Annotated in this window: 17 protein-coding genes; 14 read left to right on the top strand and 3 right to left on the bottom strand. The window is 41.4% G+C overall.

Annotated elements, in window-relative coordinates:
• Positions 1–5: 5 nt before the first annotated feature.
• The 14 genes from E7X57_RS01955 to E7X57_RS01890 all read left to right on the top strand — a co-directional run bounded on the left by E7X57_RS01955 (position 6) and on the right by E7X57_RS01890 (position 14077).
• The gene (locus tag E7X57_RS01955; protein ID WP_135609986.1) at positions 6–686 is read left to right on the top strand and encodes a cytidylyltransferase domain-containing protein; all 681 of its coding nucleotides are present in this window, start codon (positions 6–8) and stop codon (positions 684–686) included.
• Entirely contained in the window at positions 683–1960 is a 1278-nt protein-coding gene (locus E7X57_RS01950) for a hypothetical protein (protein ID WP_135609984.1), read from the top strand. Before E7X57_RS01955 ends, E7X57_RS01950 begins: the two co-directional genes overlap by 4 nt.
• Before the next feature lie 2 nt (positions 1961–1962).
• Positions 1963–2721 (top strand): HpcH/HpaI aldolase/citrate lyase family protein, encoded by a 759-nt coding sequence (locus E7X57_RS01945; protein ID WP_135609982.1) that lies wholly within the window; start codon positions 1963–1965, stop codon positions 2719–2721.
• 1 nt (position 2722) lies between these two features.
• The gene (locus E7X57_RS01940; protein ID WP_244603563.1) at positions 2723–3694 is read left to right on the top strand and encodes a phosphoglycerate dehydrogenase; all 972 of its coding nucleotides are present in this window, start codon (positions 2723–2725) and stop codon (positions 3692–3694) included.
• A complete protein-coding gene (locus E7X57_RS01935) occupies positions 3691–4620 on the top strand; it encodes an NAD(P)-dependent oxidoreductase (RefSeq protein WP_135609980.1) in 930 nt (309 codons plus the stop codon). The genes E7X57_RS01940 and E7X57_RS01935 overlap by 4 nt, the downstream gene beginning before the upstream one ends.
• Positions 4613–5302, top strand: a complete 690-nt coding sequence (locus E7X57_RS01930) for a cyclase family protein (RefSeq protein WP_135609977.1) — start codon at positions 4613–4615, stop codon at positions 5300–5302. The genes E7X57_RS01935 and E7X57_RS01930 overlap by 8 nt, the downstream gene beginning before the upstream one ends.
• On the top strand, positions 5296–5934 hold the full coding sequence (locus E7X57_RS01925; RefSeq protein ID WP_135609975.1) for an HAD family hydrolase: 639 nt from the start codon (positions 5296–5298) through the stop codon (positions 5932–5934). The genes E7X57_RS01930 and E7X57_RS01925 overlap by 7 nt, the downstream gene beginning before the upstream one ends.
• 38 nt (positions 5935–5972) lie before the next feature.
• Positions 5973–6908, top strand: coding sequence for a GDP-L-fucose synthase (locus E7X57_RS01920; protein ID WP_135609973.1), 936 nt, complete (start codon positions 5973–5975; stop codon positions 6906–6908).
• 40 nt (positions 6909–6948) lie between these two features.
• Positions 6949–7815: a glycosyltransferase family 2 protein gene (locus tag E7X57_RS01915; RefSeq protein ID WP_135609971.1), complete on the top strand. Its 867-nt coding sequence runs from the start codon at positions 6949–6951 to the stop codon at positions 7813–7815.
• 337 nt (positions 7816–8152) lie between these two features.
• Positions 8153–10609 (top strand): oligosaccharyl transferase, archaeosortase A system-associated, encoded by a 2457-nt coding sequence (locus tag E7X57_RS01910; protein WP_135609969.1) that lies wholly within the window; start codon positions 8153–8155, stop codon positions 10607–10609.
• Between the two features lie 136 nt (positions 10610–10745).
• The gene (galU, locus tag E7X57_RS01905) at positions 10746–11612 is read left to right on the top strand and encodes a UTP--glucose-1-phosphate uridylyltransferase GalU (protein ID WP_135609967.1); all 867 of its coding nucleotides are present in this window, start codon (positions 10746–10748) and stop codon (positions 11610–11612) included.
• Positions 11613–11699: 87 nt separating this feature from the next.
• Positions 11700–12191 carry a 3-isopropylmalate dehydratase gene (locus E7X57_RS01900; RefSeq protein ID WP_135609965.1) on the top strand — a complete coding sequence of 164 codons (492 nt, stop codon included), beginning with the start codon at positions 11700–11702 and terminating at the stop codon, positions 12189–12191.
• Positions 12192–12199: 8 nt separating this feature from the next.
• On the top strand, positions 12200–13060 hold the full coding sequence (locus E7X57_RS01895; RefSeq protein ID WP_135609963.1) for a hypothetical protein: 861 nt from the start codon (positions 12200–12202) through the stop codon (positions 13058–13060).
• A 15-nt stretch (positions 13061–13075) separates the two neighbouring features.
• Positions 13076–14077: an isocitrate/isopropylmalate family dehydrogenase gene (locus E7X57_RS01890; RefSeq protein ID WP_135610291.1), complete on the top strand. Its 1002-nt coding sequence runs from the start codon at positions 13076–13078 to the stop codon at positions 14075–14077.
• A gap of 141 nt (positions 14078–14218) precedes the next feature.
• Here the strand turns inward: E7X57_RS01890 and flaJ are convergent, their stop codons facing one another.
• Genes flaJ through E7X57_RS01875 form a run of 3 tightly spaced genes read right to left on the bottom strand, consistent with a single transcriptional unit; the run spans position 14219 to position 18256 of the window.
• The gene (gene flaJ, locus E7X57_RS01885) at positions 14219–15874 is read right to left on the bottom strand and encodes an archaellar assembly protein FlaJ (RefSeq protein WP_135609960.1); all 1656 of its coding nucleotides are present in this window, start codon (positions 15872–15874) and stop codon (positions 14219–14221) included.
• A gap of 10 nt (positions 15875–15884) precedes the next feature.
• Positions 15885–17537, bottom strand: a complete 1653-nt coding sequence (locus E7X57_RS01880) for a type II/IV secretion system ATPase subunit (protein WP_135609958.1) — start codon at positions 17535–17537, stop codon at positions 15885–15887.
• A gap of 23 nt (positions 17538–17560) precedes the next feature.
• Positions 17561–18256, bottom strand: coding sequence for an ATPase domain-containing protein (locus E7X57_RS01875; protein WP_135609956.1), 696 nt, complete (start codon positions 18254–18256; stop codon positions 17561–17563).
• Positions 18257–18259: the final 3 nt, after the last annotated feature.

Genomic DNA, 18259 nt, shown 5'->3' with positions numbered 1-18259 from the left:
ATATAATGAACAAAAATATTATAGCTCTCCTCCCAATGAAAAAACATTCAGAAAGAGTCCCTAACAAGAATATGAGAGACTTCTGCGGCAAACCTCTCTTCCATCGAATAATGGAATCCTTGACTCAATCCAAATACATAAAAGAAGTGTGCATCAACACTGACAGCAAACAGATCTCAGAGGATGCAATATCCCATTTTGACAATGTGAGAATAATTGAACGTCCTGAAGAATTAATGGGTGATCTCGTGGCTATGAACGATATCATAGGCCATGACATATCAAAATTTGAAGGAGAACATTTTCTTCAGACTCACAGTACTAATCCACTGCTGACAACAGATACCATTGATTGTGCCATAGAGACATATTTTAGAAATTTGAGCAAATTCGACTCTTTGTTTTCTGTAAATCGTTTACAAACACGTCTTTACTGGCAAAATGGTGAACCAGTTAATCATAATCCTCAGGAACTTCTCCGAACACAGGATTTACCTCCTTTGTTTGAGGAAAATTCGAACGTCTATATTTTTTCCAGAGAATCTTTCAAAAATACTGGGAATCGGCGAATTGGCTTGAAACCACAGATGTTTGAAATGAACAAGCTTGAATCCATTGATATAGATGAACCGGAAGATTTTATACTGGCTGAGACACTTTATAAACAATTAAGGAATAAATTATGAGTGAAGTGGCGTATGGAAAAAGAGATCTTCCAGCTATTAAAAGAAAATTCCGGATTTACTTGCTTTATGCTGGTACTAGAATAATCGCAGATAAATTCATAGGCGGGTCTGTAAATTCCATTTTAGTTTATCCGGCAATTGATGATAAGAATAAATTAGCAGACTATATCAATCGGTTGGCTTGGGGATTCCCTTCTAAGGAGAATCTTTCGATATTTGTGACGGTATCTGAAAATTTGAAAGATATCGATCCTAAATCACTATCCGCTACGCCTAACCAACGGTGTTATCTGAATAGTCTAAGCAATGTTGTCTTTATTGACGAAAATGAAGCAAGAGATAAATTTAATTCCGATTTAATACTCGTTACGAGAACTGAAGCTTTTCGCGACCCTGCTATATTTTTGAGATTACATAAAACAATGATAATCGATCCATATTGTTTCTCTTTTGAAGAAGCTAACATATGGAAAGATGGATACTATAAGACATTTGATAAAAAAGAAATTGAACAATTCAGATCAATTTCAAAACAAAATCTCTCTTACCTACTCGAAGAGAATAAGTATAAACATAAAGCCTGTTGTTTCGCAACAGGTCCTTCTTTTGATCGATACAAGGAATTTGATTATGGGGACGATTGTTTCAAGGTAATCTGCAATAGTACTGTGAAAAATGATACTTTTTTGGAGTCTGTAAATGGACCTGATCTACTGGTTTTTGCGGATCCTGTGTTCCATTTTAGCCCTTGTGAATATTCAGCACAATTCAGGGATCATGTTCTGGATGTGGTCAGGGAATATGGATGCTTTGTGATGGTTCCTGATATGGCCATGCCTCTATTACTTGCTCATTATCCTGAACTTAAAAGTAAATTAATAGGCATGCCTTCTGTTAGATCTTTGAATATACCCTCAATTGATAAATTTTATGTAAAAAAATCCTCGAACATTTTAACTTTTTTAATGGTGCCAATTGCTTCTGCAGTAGCCAAAAAAGTGTTCATTATTGGTGCAGATGGAAGAGAACCAAATGAAAAATATTTCTGGAAACACAGTTCTTCTGTGCAATATGATGACCTTATGAAAACGGCTTTTGAAACCCATCCTTCTTTTTTCAGAGATAGGGATTATAAAGATTATTATGAAACCCATTGCAAATATCTTGAGAAACTGATTTCATATGGTGAGTCTATGGGGATACAATACTATTCTTTAACACCTTCATATGTTCCAGCATTAAATAAGAGACAAATCGAAACTGGTGAGGAGTGACAATGACGCTGAAGGAAAAATTAAAAAATAAGGAATTAACAATTGGTTCTTGGATCACATTGGGGCACCCCTCAATAGCTGAAATTATGGTCAGAGCAGGATATGATTGGCTTACCGTGGATATGGAACACAGTGCGATCACATTGCACCAAGCCCAACAATTGATCCAGATAATTGAACTTGCAGGGTGTGTGCCTCTTGTCAGGGTAGGTAAAAATGATCCAAATCTCATAAAAAGAGTAATGGATGCGGGAGCTCACGGTGTTATAGTGCCTATGGTAAACTGCCGTGAAGATGCAGAACAAGCTGTATCATCTGTCAAGTATCCGCCAAAAGGCATACGTGGTGTTGGTCTGGCCCGTGCACAGGGGTATGGAGAATCATTCGAAGAATACAAAGAATGGAATGATGAAGAAAGTATTGTTATTGTGCAAGTGGAACATATAAAAGCTGTTGAAAACTTAGAAGAGATCCTCTCTGTAGATGGCGTTGATGGTTTTATCATAGGTCCTTATGATCTTTCAGGTTCACTTGGAGTGCCAGGGCAGTTTGATCATCCTGATGTAGTGGAGGCACTCGAAAAAGTAAAAGAGATATCTAATAGGCTCGATGCACTTTCCGGTTATCATGTGATACCACCAACAGTTGATGATTTTAAAGAAAAGGTAGACGAAGGCTATCGCTTTATAGCACATAGTTTGGATATCTTGTTTTTAGGAGAAGGGTGCAGGAATTCGATTGAGAAAATAAAAGAGATGTGATATGATGGATAAAGCGTCATCTATAAAGAAAGTGTTTATCTCAACTCATCCATTTGGTGAAATTTCCAGTAAGCCTCTAGATCTTTTGGAAGCACAAGGAATAAGCTATGGACTCAATCCATATGGTCGTAAAATAACGACATCAGAGTTAGCAACACAGATAAAAGATTGCGATGCACTCATAGCTGGTACTGAGATAATCGATTCTTCTGTATTTGAAAATGCACCGAATCTCAAATTGATTTCACGTGTGGGAATTGGGTTGGATGGAATTGATTTTGATCTTGCAAAGATGCATGATGTGAAAATAGCATTTACACCTGATGCACCAACATTGGCTGTGGCAGAACTCTGTATAGGACTTATGTTTGATTGTCTGCGAATGATAACTGCTACAGATCGTCATTTAAGGGAAGGGAAATGGCATCGCCATATGGGCGGACTGTTATATGGCAAGACTGTGGGAATTATCGGCATGGGGCGTATCGGAAAAACACTGGCACACCTGCTGCAGCCTTTCAATGTTAAAATAATGGCCAATGACATAGAACCGGATATGGCCTTTGGTCACATGATGGGAATTGAATGGGTCGACAAAAGGACTTTACTGGAAAACTCTGATGTAATTTCTTTAAATGTACCACTCACTAAAAGCACATATCATTTAGTTGATGATAAGGCAATTGAAAAGATGAAACCTACTGCAATACTAATCAACACTGCTAGGGGGCCAATAGTGGATGAATCTGCTTTGGTTGATGCATTGCAACAAGGAATGATTGCAGGAGCAGCGGTTGATGTTTTCGAAAATGAGCCATATGATGGTCCATTAAATCAATGTGAAACAGTGGTGCTCACATGTCACATGGGAGCAAGCACAAAAGAGTCCAGGCAAAGGATGGAACTTGAAGCTACAGATGAAATTATTCGATATAACAGTAATGAAAAATTGAAAAACGAGGTGTTGTTTTGAGCAAAAAAGTAATTGTTTTTGGCGGGTCAGGGTTTTTGGGAAGCCATATTGCAGATGCTTTAACGGATAGTGGATATCATGTAACCATATTTGACATCACAACTTCTCCGCATCTCAAAGATGGGCAGGAGATGATCGTTGGTGATATACTGGACAAAGAATCAGTTGAAAATGCGGTGGCAGGTTGTGACATAGTATATAATTTGGCAGGTATTGCCGACATCGATGAATGTGTTAAAAGGCCTATTGACACAATTAAATATAATATTTTGGGGAATGTGATGGTTCTCGAAGCTGCAAAAAATGCAGGCGTTGAACGATTTATTTTCTCCAGTTCAGTTTATGTATACAGTCAGACAGGTTCTTTTTATCGGAGCAGCAAACAATCCGCGGAATCATTCATCGATGATTATAACAAGCTGTTTGATCTGCCCTACACAATTTTGCGTTATGGCTCCTTGTATGGCAATCGTGCAGACGAACGCAATAGCATATATCGTTTAATAAAAGAAGCTCTCACAACCAAAAAAATAGAATATCACGGGACAGGCGAAGAGATACGGGAGTATATCCACGTGGAAGATGCGGCAAGATCCAGCGTAGAGATTCTTGATCCTGATTATGAAAATCAACATGTTATATTGACTGGAAACCAGACGTTGAAGTATAAAGATCTGTTAAATATGGTCAACGAAATGTCAGGTGGAGATGTTGAAATTATTTATGAAAATTCAAAATCTGAAACTCATTATCAGGTGACTCCTTATTCATTTAATCCAAGGATAGGTAAAAAGCTTACAAGCAATTATTACGTAGACATGGGTCAGGGATTGTTGAACATTATGTCTGAGATCTATGCTTCAATTCACGAAAATGTGCACGAAGAATTGGGGTATTTAATCGAAGAAGGAACAAAAAATGAATGACAATATCGATTTTGTTTGGTTGTCTTATCCTTTAGATACTTCTACACCCTCATATGGAAATAGTGAGGGGTTTAAAAGAGAATTTATAAAAAACGTAACAAAAGGAGACAGTTGCAATACCTCTCGTTGGCAATTGGCAAATCATATAGGAACCCATATCGATACCCCAAATCATTTTTATTCAAATGGCAAATCAATTGATGAGTTTCCACCCACATTTTGGAACTTTTCAAAAATTTCGGTAATAAAAGAACCAACAATAAATGGAACTATGTGTGTAGAAGTAGATGAAAGTTTTGAAAAAATACCAAAAGAAACAGATTTACTCCTTATCTATACAGGATTCTGCAAAAACAGAAACAAAACAAAGTACTGGAGTGAAAATCCGGGTTTATCTTCTGAACTAGGGATCTTTTTAAGAAAGAATTATCCAAATCTTCGTGCAATTGGAATAGATTCCATATCCATATCCTCCTGGCAAAACAGAGATGAAGGTCGCAAAGCGCATCGTTCCTTCTTAGATCCAGACGATTACGGCAATCCGATCTTGTTGATTGAAGATATGGACTTAAGTATATTGGAAGATGATGTGGAAATAGTATCTTGTTGTGCATTACCAATTAGGGTAAAAGGTGCAGATGGTGCTCCTTGTACAATAGTTGCAGGTGTAAAAAAATGTTAAAGGCGATATTGTTTGATTTTGATGGAGTGCTTGTAGAATCTGTTGATATCAAAACGAAAGCATTTGCTAAACTCTTTGAAGATGAAGGGACAGAAATTGTAGATCAAGTTGTAGAATACCATTTAGCAAATGGCGGGGTTTCAAGGTTTAAGAAATTTGATTACATTTACGAAAACTTTCTTGAAAAGGCTATAAACGATGAAATCAGAACTGATTTAGGGAATAAATTTTCAAATCTTGTAATTCAAAATGTGATAGATGCACCATGGGTCTTTGGAGCAAAAGATTTCCTTGAAGATTACTATCAAAAAATTGATTTGTATATTGTATCAGGTACTCCGGAAGATGAATTAATAGATATAGTTGATAGAAAATGTATTAATAAATACTTCAAAGGAACTTATGGGTCACCTGAAACCAAAGGAAATTTAATAAAATGTATATTAGAAGATAGGGGTTATACAAAAGATCAGGTCGTCTTTATTGGTGATGCAATTACAGATTTAAATGGTGCACTTGAAGCAGATATTCCTTTTATTGGAAGGGTTTCAGCTGAGCATAACAATCCATTCAAAGAATATAATATAGCAATCATATCAGATTTACGCGAATTACCAGAATTGTTGAAATAACTGGATATGCTATCCAATCCAATAGAAAGTGAATTAATATGAACCTCAACTCTAAAATCTATATCGCTGGCCACCGTGGCATGGTGGGTTCGGGCATAATAAGAAAACTGGAATCCAAAGGTTACACAAACCTCATAACCCGCACTCACAACGATCTCGACCTCATAAACCAGCAGGCTGTCAACAATTTTTTCGAAACCGAAAAACCTGAATATGTCTTTCTGGCAGCAGCTAAAGTAGGTGGTATCTTTGCAAACAGCACATATCCGGCCGAATTCATCTATGAGAACCTCATGATCGAGGCAAACGTGATCCATGCTGCATACACCTATGGGGTCAAAAAGCTTCTTTTCCTTGGTTCATCCTGCATCTATCCCAAGTTTGCACCTCAGCCTATGAAGGAAGAATACCTGCTTACCGGGGAACTGGAAGTTACAAATGAAGCATATGCAATAGCAAAGATAGCAGGCATAAGGTTGTGCAAGCACTATAATCAGCAATATGGAACAAACTTCATGTCGGTAATGCCCACAAACCTTTATGGACAGAATGACAATTTTGACCTTGAATCATCCCACGTGATGCCTGCACTTATCCGCAAGTTCCATGAGGCAAAGATCGATGATGAACCGGAGATTGTAATCTGGGGTACAGGTTCACCAAGGCGCGAGTTCCTGCACGTGGATGATATGGCAGATGCCTGTGTTCACCTTATGGAAAACTACGATGAGTCCGACATAGGTGAGTTTGTTAATATAGGTGTTGGAAAAGATATCACCATTCGGGAGCTTGCTGAACTCATAGGAGATATTGTTGGATATGAGGGTGAGATCGTTTATGATAAATCGAAACCTGACGGTACTCCTCAGAAGTTGTTGGATGTTAGCAGGCTGAATAGGCTTGGATGGGAAGCTAAGATACCGCTCAGAAATGGAATTATGCAAACGTATGAGTGGTATAAAAGTGAGAAATAAAACAATATACCAATGAATGCTATATTCAATGGCGAAGTAAATGACATCACAACCCTTGATTTCCGTTATTGTGGCCGTTTATAATGGTGACAAGACCTTACAGCGTTGTATCGATAGTGTATCTGATCAGACTTATCCCAATAAAGAGCTTATTATTGTGGATGGGGGCTCTACAGATGGCAGCATCGATATTTTGATGACCAACAAAGATAAAATAGCTTACTGGAAATCAGAACCGGATACTGGTATTTACAATGCCTGGAATAAGGCACTGGATCATGCCAGTGGAGAATGGATATACTTTTTGGGATCTGACGATTATCTTTGGAAAAGCAGTGTATTTGAAGAAATGGCACCACATTTGATAAAGGCGGAATCTGAAAATATTCAGTTGGTCTATGGGCAGGTTGCAAGAGTAACAGAAGCTGATGAACTATGTTGCGTTGATGGTAATGCGTGGGATTATACACGCAATGGCATTATTGTAGATGGGGTATGTACTTTTACGCATCAGGGGATGTTTCACCATCGCAGTCTCTTTGAAATATATGGGAAGTTTGATGAATCTTATAGGATCGTAGGGGACTATGAATTACTTGTTAGGGCTTTTAAGGAAGGGGGGGATGCTCTTTTTGTAAATGGATTTATCGTAGCAGGGATGCAAACCGGAGGAGTCACTGCCAACTGCACAGAGTTAGTTAAGGAAACTGCTAGGGCAAGACGAAATAACCATCTAAAAGTGGTCACGATTCCCTGGCTCATATCGTATGCATGGGCGATCTGTTATCCATCTTTAAATCATATACTTGGAGATAAGAATACCCGGTATTTAGTTAATTTTGGTAAACGTTTTGTGACAGGTCTCTCTCACAAAAAGAATGCTATTCTAGAACCCAAGAATGATTAATTTAATGATCATCGGATTTTAAAATTAATTGTGTATGTTTGGAGCTATAATCTCTAATTTGTAACAATATATTTGTAATAAATGTATAGTCATTCACTAATAGTTATATATCGAATGATGAATTAATACATTGCAAATTTAAAAGAAAGTTTCCTTTAACATCGTGTGGATATCTTCATTATTCAGGTAAGTCTGTATCATAAAAGTTCATTACCTGAGTTAACGTGTAGGGTTTGCTAGATTGCGAGGTAAAATCGAAATCTAGATCCTGTACATTTTGTTATCTATCTCTTCAGTGTTGGAAATAATCAATATGCACTTAATGCGAGTGAAGCATATGACTGGTGAAAACAAAAAAACCCAAATTATTAAATCCTTACCTTATATTGCAGGGGTGCTTATCTCATTCCTGATAGCATTATATATCAGAACTATACCCAAAGCAAGCGTATTTCTATCAAATGGATTTGTACGCTTTGGTGGCAACGATCCCTGGTATCACTTGCGGAACGTAGAATCCATTGTGCATAATTTCCCGAATATTCTATGGTTTGATGCTTACACACAATATCCTAGTGGTACAGTTCAAATCTTTGCACCCTTGTTCGATCTGGTCCTCTCTGCAATCATCTGGATTCTCGGATCTGGAAACCCAAGTCAAGATCTGATCTACAAAGTTTGTGCATATTACCCTGCATTTCTGGGTGCAATAGTAGTAATCCCAACATACTTCGTAGCTAAGTGGTTGTTTGATCGCAGGGTCGGTTTGCTTGCAGCTTTATTAATAGCAATTGCACCGGGGCAGTTTCTCTCAAGGTCTATACTGGGGTTCAATGATCACCACATCGCTGAGACCCTGCTCACCACTATTGTAGCTATGTTCATGATAATGGCATTGAAGGTTGGCCGTGAACATCCGATTACCTTTGAAAGCATCAGTAACAGGAACTTTGATTCATTAAGATCTACCCTCCCGTACTTTATACTTGCAGGAGTTTCACTTGGTGCTTATTCACTCGCATGGTATGGGGCAATATTCTTCAGTTTTATACTTGGTATCTACATCACAGTGCAGCATGTAATAGATCACATGCACAACCGCTCGACCGATCATCTGGCAGTCGGAGGCGTGATACTATTTGGTATTGCCTTACTAATGGTACTCATGGTGCCTAACCTTTCCTCCAAAGGCCTCTTGATAAAAGGTCTCTTCGCAGGAATCATAGCATTCCCTCTCTTCACCCTCATCTCCATTGAGTTAAATAAACGAAATCTTAAAAAATACTACTATCCACTTTCAATAGCATTATTATCCATCGTAGGGATCGGGCTTGCAAAAATATTCTCTCCATCAACTTACGGATTAATATCAAGTTTAGCAAGTTACTTCACACGAACCGGAGGCGGCCTCACCATAGCCGAAGCATCCCCATTACTCTCCGTAGGCGGTCAGTTCTCCCTCGCTCCCTTCTGGAGCAACTTCACAACCCTCGGATATATCTCCCTCATTGCAATAATCTACCTCGGTTACGAGGCATACAAGAAGAACAATACTCCTGAAAGAACCTTCTTGCTGGTCTGGACCTTCATGATCATCTGGGCAATGCTCCAGCAGAACCGTTTCGCATACTATTATTCAGTGAACGCTGCAATTCTGTCTGCCTTCGTTGGTATCAAGATCCTGGAGCTTGCGGGCTGGAAAGACCTTCTTGAGGATCTCAAATTAAAGGACAAGTTTGATATTAAAAACATCAAGATATGGCATTTGCTCTCAGTTCTGGTGATCATACTGGTCTTCATGTATCCAAGTTACAACATGTCAATGCAACAGTCCCAGTACACAGGTGGTCCTAACGGCTACTGGATCGAATCTACCATGTGGCTGAATTCCAACACTCCTGATCCGGGATTGGACTATTACGAGAGCTATGATATTCCTGCAGAAGGTGAAAGTTACCAGTACCCTGACACTGCGTACGGTGTGATGTCCTGGTGGGACTATGGCCACTGGATAGAAGTGATCGGACACCGTATTCCAAATGCCAATCCGTTCCAGCAGGGAGTCGGAGGTCGCAGAAACAGCATTGAGGAAGAGAACAAGCCCGGTGCATCAACATTCTTCACAGCCCAATCCGAAGAAGAAGCTACGGCAGTTCTTGAGGCAGTACACCCTGACCCGGAGAAGGCCGGTGCAAGATACATCGTCTCTGATGTGGAGATGGCAACAGGTAAGTTCTATGCAATGAGTGCATGGACCCTTGATACGGCTGACTATTACATTTCTGTACAAACAGATATGGGAATGCAGACAGTGCCTGGTCCAAGGTATTTCAATTCCATGGAATCACGTCTACATATCTTTGATGCAAGGGGATTGAAACAGTATCGTATGGTACACGAATCTCCTGTTGGCAATTCTGCAGAGACTGGTTACAAGAATGTTTACAATGCGCTCTTTGAAGGCAATCTCGCTCTGGAAAACACCGGATATGTCAAGATATTCGAGTATGCTGAGGGCGCACAGGTCGTTGGTGAAGCACCTGAAGGCGAGGATGTGACCATTTCGGTAACCATACTGACCAACATTGGAAGGACCTTCGTATATTCCCAGTCAACCGTTTCGGATGGAACATATTCATTTACGGTGCCATATTCCACTCAAGGGCCAATTGAAGGGGAGACACAATTCGATACTATGCCGGTTGGACCTTACAAGGTAACCTATGTTGACGTTGTGGAAGAAGTAAATGTCAGTGAAAGGGATGTACTGGATGGGAATATGATAGAGGTATAATGCACAGGTTTTGTGCATCCTCTTCCTCAATTCATTTTCTGATGGTTTGGTGGGGCTGATCTCTTATTGTTTGAGAACTAATGTTTATTGAAGGATTGATAAATATCAATGTTATATCTTTATAAGGGATGTTTAGATGGATATTAAAAAAGCTGTAATTCCCGCTGCAGGGCTTGGGACCCGGTTCCTGCCGGTGACCAAGTCCATGCCAAAAGAAATGCTTCCGATAATCGACAAGCCGGTAATCCATTATGTTGTGGAGGAGGCCATTGCAGCGGGTATCGATGATATTATCTTTGTCACAGGAAGGAGCAAGCGTTCTATCGAGGACTATTTTGATGATTCCCCTGAACTGGAGATGCACCTTAAAGAGCAACACAAGGATGCGCTTCTGAAAATGGTGGAGGATATCTCTTCCATGGTGGATATTCACTACATAAGGCAGAAGGAACCAAGAGGGCTCGGGGATGCCATCATGACTGCCAGGAAACATGTCAGTGGAGATCCTTTCGCAGTCCTCCTTGGTGATGATATCATTGTTAACCATACACCCTGTATCCGCCAGCTAATCGATGTGTTCCAAAAATACAGATGTTCTACCATTGCAGTTGAAGAGGTCCCGCGGGAGAAGGTCAGCAGTTATGGTATCATAAAGGGCAGGCCCGTGGAAGAGTCACTATGCATCCTTGAGGACATTGTGGAAAAGCCTTCTATTGAAGAAGCTCCATCGAACATCGGTGCCATAGGAAGGTATGTGTTCACTCCTGAGATATTCGATTGCATCAGGGATGCCGGGAAGGGTGTTGGCGGTGAGATCCAGCTTACCGACGGTATTCGTATGCTCAACGATATGCAGAAAGTATATGCCTACAAGTTTGCAGGTAAACGATATGATACCGGCGACAAGCTCGGATATGTCCAGGCAATTATTGATTTTGCACTTTGCAGTGATGATTTCGGTCCTCAGGTAAGGGATTACCTTAAGACAATTCAGGACCTGTGATCGTTCCGTTATTTCGGTCACACAATTCTTTTATTTTCCGCTACTTACAAATATTATCATGTAAAACCTACATCACAGGTGACAACATTGGAAAGTAAGATCAAAGGAAAGGCATGGATTTTTGGCGATGATATCGACACGGATGTTATCATTCCGGGAAAATATCTCAGGACCACTGATATGCAGGTATTTGCTGATCATGCAATGGAAGGCATTGACCCTGATTTTTCTAAAAAGATTGAGAGGGGAGACGTTGTGGTTGGCGGGAACAATTTCGGCTGTGGTTCCTCAAGGGAGCAGGCAGCTCTTGCCCTTAAGTATGCAGGGGTTTCATGTGTCGTCGCAAAGTCGTTCGGTCGCATCTTTTTCCGTAATTCTATCAATGTCGGACTTCCTTTAATGGAAGCTGATATTGAATGTAAGAAAGGTGATATTGTTGAAGTTGACCTGCTTGAAGGAAATGTCAGCGTCAACGGGAAACATTTCAAGGGCAACAAACTTCCGGATTTCCTGCTTGAGATCCTCACAGACGGCGGCCTTGTTGAGCATCGCAAGGCTTTACAAGAACAGAACAAATAAAGTGAGCTATGATATTTCCAGATGAATACAAGTGTGTCGGAGTAACCGAGATACACCCGGATGATGCAGAGGAGAACATCATTTATTTCCTTTCCGAATACATGATCGTTGAGGATCGTGTGGGGGAGGATGATGTCGAACATTCTGTTTATTATGTGAAAAAGCAGGGCGATGACCTTTTGCGTGAGGTGGAAAAGCTTGACCTCATTGCATCGAAGGAGCAGGTCATAAAGTATGACCAAAAACTGAACATAAAGGACCGTGCTCTTCTTATCGAAACAGCAGCAGGTCTCTGTAAGGATGGTGTCAATACTGTCATTTTCACAGGTGTTGACAATCACGTGACGTTCGTGCATGAGCCATCATTGTCTGAGATCGTAGAGATCGAGATCGTTGATGTAGTGCCTCCGGAACCATCGTGGCTTTCCCAAGTGATAAGAAGACTTGAGGTAAGTGGTATATTCGGGGACTTCGGAGTGCGTTTTACTGAAAATGTTATCGACCTTTCACAGTTCGAGGGACCTAATACGGTTTTCCCATGTTCCTGTTCCGGGCTTAAAGGCAAGTTCCTTGATTGCGATACAATAACAGAGGATGGCACTTTGCTCGTAGGATGTGAGATATCGAAAAAGCTTTTTGAGACTCGATTCCCGGATGTTGAGTATTCGCTGGTGAACATCTGTCCATTCAAGTCCGATATCTTCAAACCGACAAAGCCTTTCATCACCAGATGCTGCCGCTCCGAGAAGTCAGGACGGGTTACCATTAACGGTATAGAAGGTGTTGTAGTCCACTGGGGTGCATCTGAGTTCTTTGTGGCAGAAGCTGTCAGGGACCTGGCACTGGACCTTGCGGAGAAAAGGAAGTGAAGCATGGCTGAAAAAATGAGAGTTGCAGTAGTTGAAGGTGATGGCATCGGCAAGGAGGTCATTCCTGCAGCTGTAGAGGTTCTTGATGCATTTGGTCTTCCCCTCGAAAAGGTTCCGCTTGAGCTGGGATATGGCAAGTGGGAGAAATGCGGGGTAGCCATCGATGATAATGACCTTGATGTGTTGAAAAGCTGCGATTGTGTTCTTTTTGGAGCGATCACCACACCAGCCGATCCCAATTACAAGAGTGTTCTTCTGACAATACGCAAAGAGCTTGACATGTATGCGAATATTCGTCCGATCAAACCTCTTCCCGGTGTTACAGGTGTGACCGGGAAAAGTGATTTCGATTTTGTGATCGTGAGGGAAAATACCGAAGGCATGTATTCATCCATAGAGGAGATACATGATGATGTGGCATATACGAAAAGGGTTGTGTCCCGAAAAGGTTCAGAGAGAATTGCAAAGAGTGCCTGCAGGCTGGCTAAAGAGCGTCGAAATGATCTCACGATCGTTCATAAATCCAATGTGCTAAAGTCAGATACTTTATTCCTGAATGTCTGCCGTGAGGCCGCAAGATCAGAAGGTGTGGAGTATAGGGATATGCTGGTGGATGCCATGGCCTACAGCCTTATGAGCTATCCTGAAAGGTATGATGTTGTGGTCACAACCAATCTATTTGGTGATATACTGAGTGACATGTCAGCAGCACTTGTAGGCAGTCTGGGGCTTGCTCCCAGTGCAAATATTGGTGATAAGTATGCTTTCTTTGAGCCGGTACATGGAAGTGGTCCTGATATTGCAGGTAAAGGCATTGCAAACCCGATAGCAGCTATCCTGAGTATGAAGATGATGCTGGAATGGATGGGCTACCAGAGAGAAGCAGAGATCGTTGAAGATGCCGTAGGTAAGAGTATACTCGAAGAGATAATGACTCCCGACCTTGGTGGGAATGCCAGTACCATTGAGGTTGGCAGGGCAATTGCAGGGTATGTTAAGAATATGCTGGATAGCTGATGCTATCCGGTTCATTTTGTTATTATCGATCGATCTATTTTTATTAAAGTCCTGATCCAATGATTTTGAAAGCCTGATGGTCATTGAGTCTAGCCTCAGCTATGCCAATTTGAAAATATTAGGATATTTCCTTTTCTTCAGTCACGTAGTTCCAAGTAGGGATGCCACACCGGATGTCGTGAACACTGCACTGAAGGCTGATATCCATGACATGATCACAAAATCGGTCGTTGAACTGAGGATATGTCCACCATCAACAAATCGTATAAGCAGGGCTGACATAAGCGAATGTGATATCATGATGAACAATACCATGGCCGACAGAAGTTCCAGATTACCTATTTCTGTGCTCAGGATCATTCCCATACCCATACCTTCCGGCATCGAAATGGTCGTGAACATGTCCTGCATCAAACCAACAACCCCGAGTGAAATGTAAAGGGTAAAACCGATACCTGCTGTAAGTCCGTATAGAACTCCCACAAGACTGGATGCGGACTGGTATCTCTTCTTTCTCAGGTTAACGATGCGGTGGAAGTTCGTAGCGATCATGTCACCGATAACTTCCGGTTGTCCTCCCAGATTGGTTGCTTCAACGAACATGGCGCTAAAGCGCTGTATGAGATTGCTTCCTGTGTTGGCTGAAAAGAAGTTCCATGATTTAGTTTTGTCCACACGGGTATTTATTCTCTTGAAAAGGTCATTGACATCTTTGGTAAGCGGGCCAAAGTCATGTATACGCAATGATTTAAGTGCCTCATCGATAAGTCCTCCTCTTGCGCCTGCAGAACTTCCAAGAGATCGTATAAATGAGGGGTAGTTCTCATCCTTACGCTTGATATCCTTTTCGATCTTCTTTGCAGTATGGCCAATGTAGACCAGTGGTGTCATTACTGCTGCAACGGCAATGGGCAGCTCAAGTTTTCCGTATAGTATGACTGCTATAGCGACGATGACACAACCTACAAGTGCGATAGGTATGGATTGGTATAATTTGGTCTTGGCCTTTGTCGTTATCTTTGTCTGTTGCCAGATAGGGTCCTTCGGGACCTTTGATTTTGTAAAACTGATCATCACTATATCAGTTGCCACGAAAACAACAACAACTATGGACATTAGCACGACCGCATCCATCCCGGTCAGTATGGGCATGATCACTGCAAAAGATGCAAGGAATATCAATGCCATAATAAGGGAGACGAACAGTTCCTTGATAACCTCTATTGCATAGAGTGCACCGTTGTACATTGATTCGTACTCGTTCATAACGACATTCTGTTCTGCTGCAAGGAATGACTTGATATCCTCTCCGGACTGGAGGCCATGTGCAAACCTGTCCAGGAAGTCCTCATAAAGTACAGATGGTGTCCTCTTTGATGCGAATCTGCATGCATCGGAAAGGCTCATGTTCCATACTGTGACAAGGTTGTATATCTTTTCACTTTCTTTTGCAAGGAACTTGTAACTCTCATTCTTGGAAACTATCTTTATGATATCTAGTCTTGGGGTCTCTGCTGTAGATATCGCACCCATCTGTGTGATGTAATAGTGCATGTTGTTATCAATCTGTGCAGCTTTGCTTCCAAGCGCTGTGAATGGGTAGTAAAATGCAAAAAAGATACATATCACTGGAATTAGTGCAGGTATTATCTGTGTGCTTCCGGTGAATAGGTCCGGCAACAACACATAGATGAGGATCGAGAAAATAAATCCAAAAGACACCACTGGCAAAGCTATCTTTTTTGCATAAGCCTTTGGTTCCATTTCAAGTGCGATGAATGCCTTTTGAAAGTCCATTTATCTCTCCTCATATTGCGAAAGGAAGTCCTTCAACACCATACTTGTAGAAGTTGATAATGATCTCAAGAACATCGTAGTAGTCCTTGATTCCTCTTTCTTTCATTTCTTCCAGTATCCTTGCCCGCAACATCAGGTCGCTGTATATCTGCCTCTTGTCCTCATATCCCAGCTTTGTCGCGATCTTGTTCTCAAGGATGAAGCTATTATTAAGACCTCTGAAATTATGAGTGTCAGTATCCGGGTCCCACTGGAAGACGGCTCTTGTAACGACTCCGCCTGCATCTTCATAGTATCCTTCAATCTCTTCAATAGCAAGGCAACGCCTGAGGAACTTCCCTTTTCGATATACTGCCTGCAATATCATTGCGACATTGAGGTTGTCAATGAAAGTGACCGGGACGTTGATCGGGTCACCGGTAAGACGCTGTATCATCTTTGTGACAGCAGATGCGTGGAAAGTTGCCATTACAGGGTGACCTGTCTGCATTCCCTGAAACGCTACAGCTCCTTCTGCACCACGTATCTCACCAACTATGATGTAGTTCGGCCTGGATCTGAGAGCTGCTTTCAGGAGTGCGAAAGTGTCGACCCTTGAGTCAGGTGGTCCGTCTTCACGGGTGATCAACTGTTGCCAGACTGGCTGGGGTGGCTGCACCTCTGCGGTATCTTCTGCGGTGAACATCTTGGACTTCGGGTTAACAAAAGCAAGGCATGCGTTTAGCATGGTGGTCTTACCACTTGCAGTTTCTCCACTGAAGAAGACACTCATACCGTTCTCAAGGCACATCCACATGTATGCGGCCATCTCACAACTGATAGCTCCCCACATGATAAGTTCGATAATACTTACCGGAACCTCACTGAACTTACGCATAGTGAAACTGCTTCCACGTTTACTGACATCAAGACTGTAAATAATATTGATACGGGACCCGTCAGGAAGTGCACCGTCGGCGATAGGCCTGGCATCACTTACAGGTCTGCCGATCCTTTCACTCATACTTCTGAGCCAGTGGTCAAGACCTTCTTCATTTCCAAATGAAAGATCTGTTCGCATCATGCCCAGTATCTTGTGAACGATAAAGACCCCGGCTACGCCGATACTGTGTATATCCTCAAGGTGGGGGTCCCTTATTATTGGTTCTATAGGTCCGGATCCAATGATATTTCTCTCAATATGATACTGAAGATTGTTGAACTCGTGCTGGGTGACCGGAATTGTCTTTTGTTTCGGGATCAGTTTTTCGATTATATTTACCTTTTCATTAGTGGCGATCTGACCGCCGGCACCAATCTCAACTGCTTCGTTCAAAAGCTTTGAAATGAGTTCCTTCAATTTATCTTCGTTCTTTGGTACAGGCTCATTTGCAGACCTTTCAAGGATCAGGTCCATTATAGCATCATACTTCGCTTTTTCGAGATCATTAAGAGGAGGTTCTATTGTATAGTATCCGATCTCCCCCATTTCAGCGGTCCCATAAAGGTGAATGAAAACAGGGTCTCCCACAGGGAGTATCAGGTTGATGTATTCATCGTCCTGTATATCTTTTGAGAGGCTGGTCACGAATTCAGGGTTATTGCCTGTCCTTTTTACAAAGTCCTGTATATATACTCCCAGATGGGGGTTTCTTTGTAATGCTTTTTGATACTCAGCTTCCACTTAATATACCTCAGCTTATCTTTTTATGAAACGGATGCAATTTCGACGACAAGTCCTACTTTTGGTTCGATCCTGAAGCCGATCATCTGTCCCACAGGACCTTTTGCTCCGGTGAACTTATTCACTACAACTGTACGTTTTACTTCAGCACCCATTGCTTTTGAACGAAGTGTCATATAAATATCACAGGACGAGCGGAACATAGATGCCAGTTCCTCACCCAGCTCACTGGGTTCGATGGTGAGGATTATTACTTTTCCCATTCCGTTCAGTTTCTTGAAGAACGATATCAGGTCCAGGCTTTTTTCAGCGTTTGCGCTGTATTTTATGAGGGCAGATATTGTGTCTATTACTATGACATCCTTCTCGAATAATTCTTCTGCACCCATTAACCTTTCAATGAAATCGATCCTTGACTTTGCAGATTGCATAAGTGGTATTACCGGAATATAGAGCAGTCTCCCTTTCAGCAGATGTGGTGCGATCGGATAGTCAAGTGAGTACATCTGGTTGATATATCCCTTTGTTGTGAGTTGTGTGGAGATAAAGGTAACACTTGTATCTTCCTCGATCATGCCATAGGTGATTCGCTGGCATATGGTGCTTTTACCTCCTCCGCTACCTCCTTCGATCACGATGAGGGAGCCCTTTGGGAATCCTCCTCCAAGTTTTCCATTGAACTCATCTCTGGAAATTTCAAAAGAACGAATTGATGACATATT

This window comes from Methanococcoides sp. AM1 (genome assembly GCF_900774055.1).
Taxonomy (GTDB): Archaea; Halobacteriota; Methanosarcinia; order Methanosarcinales; family Methanosarcinaceae; genus Methanococcoides.
Note: the sequence above shows the minus strand (reverse complement) of the source record. Positions and strands in the feature narration are given on the sequence as shown.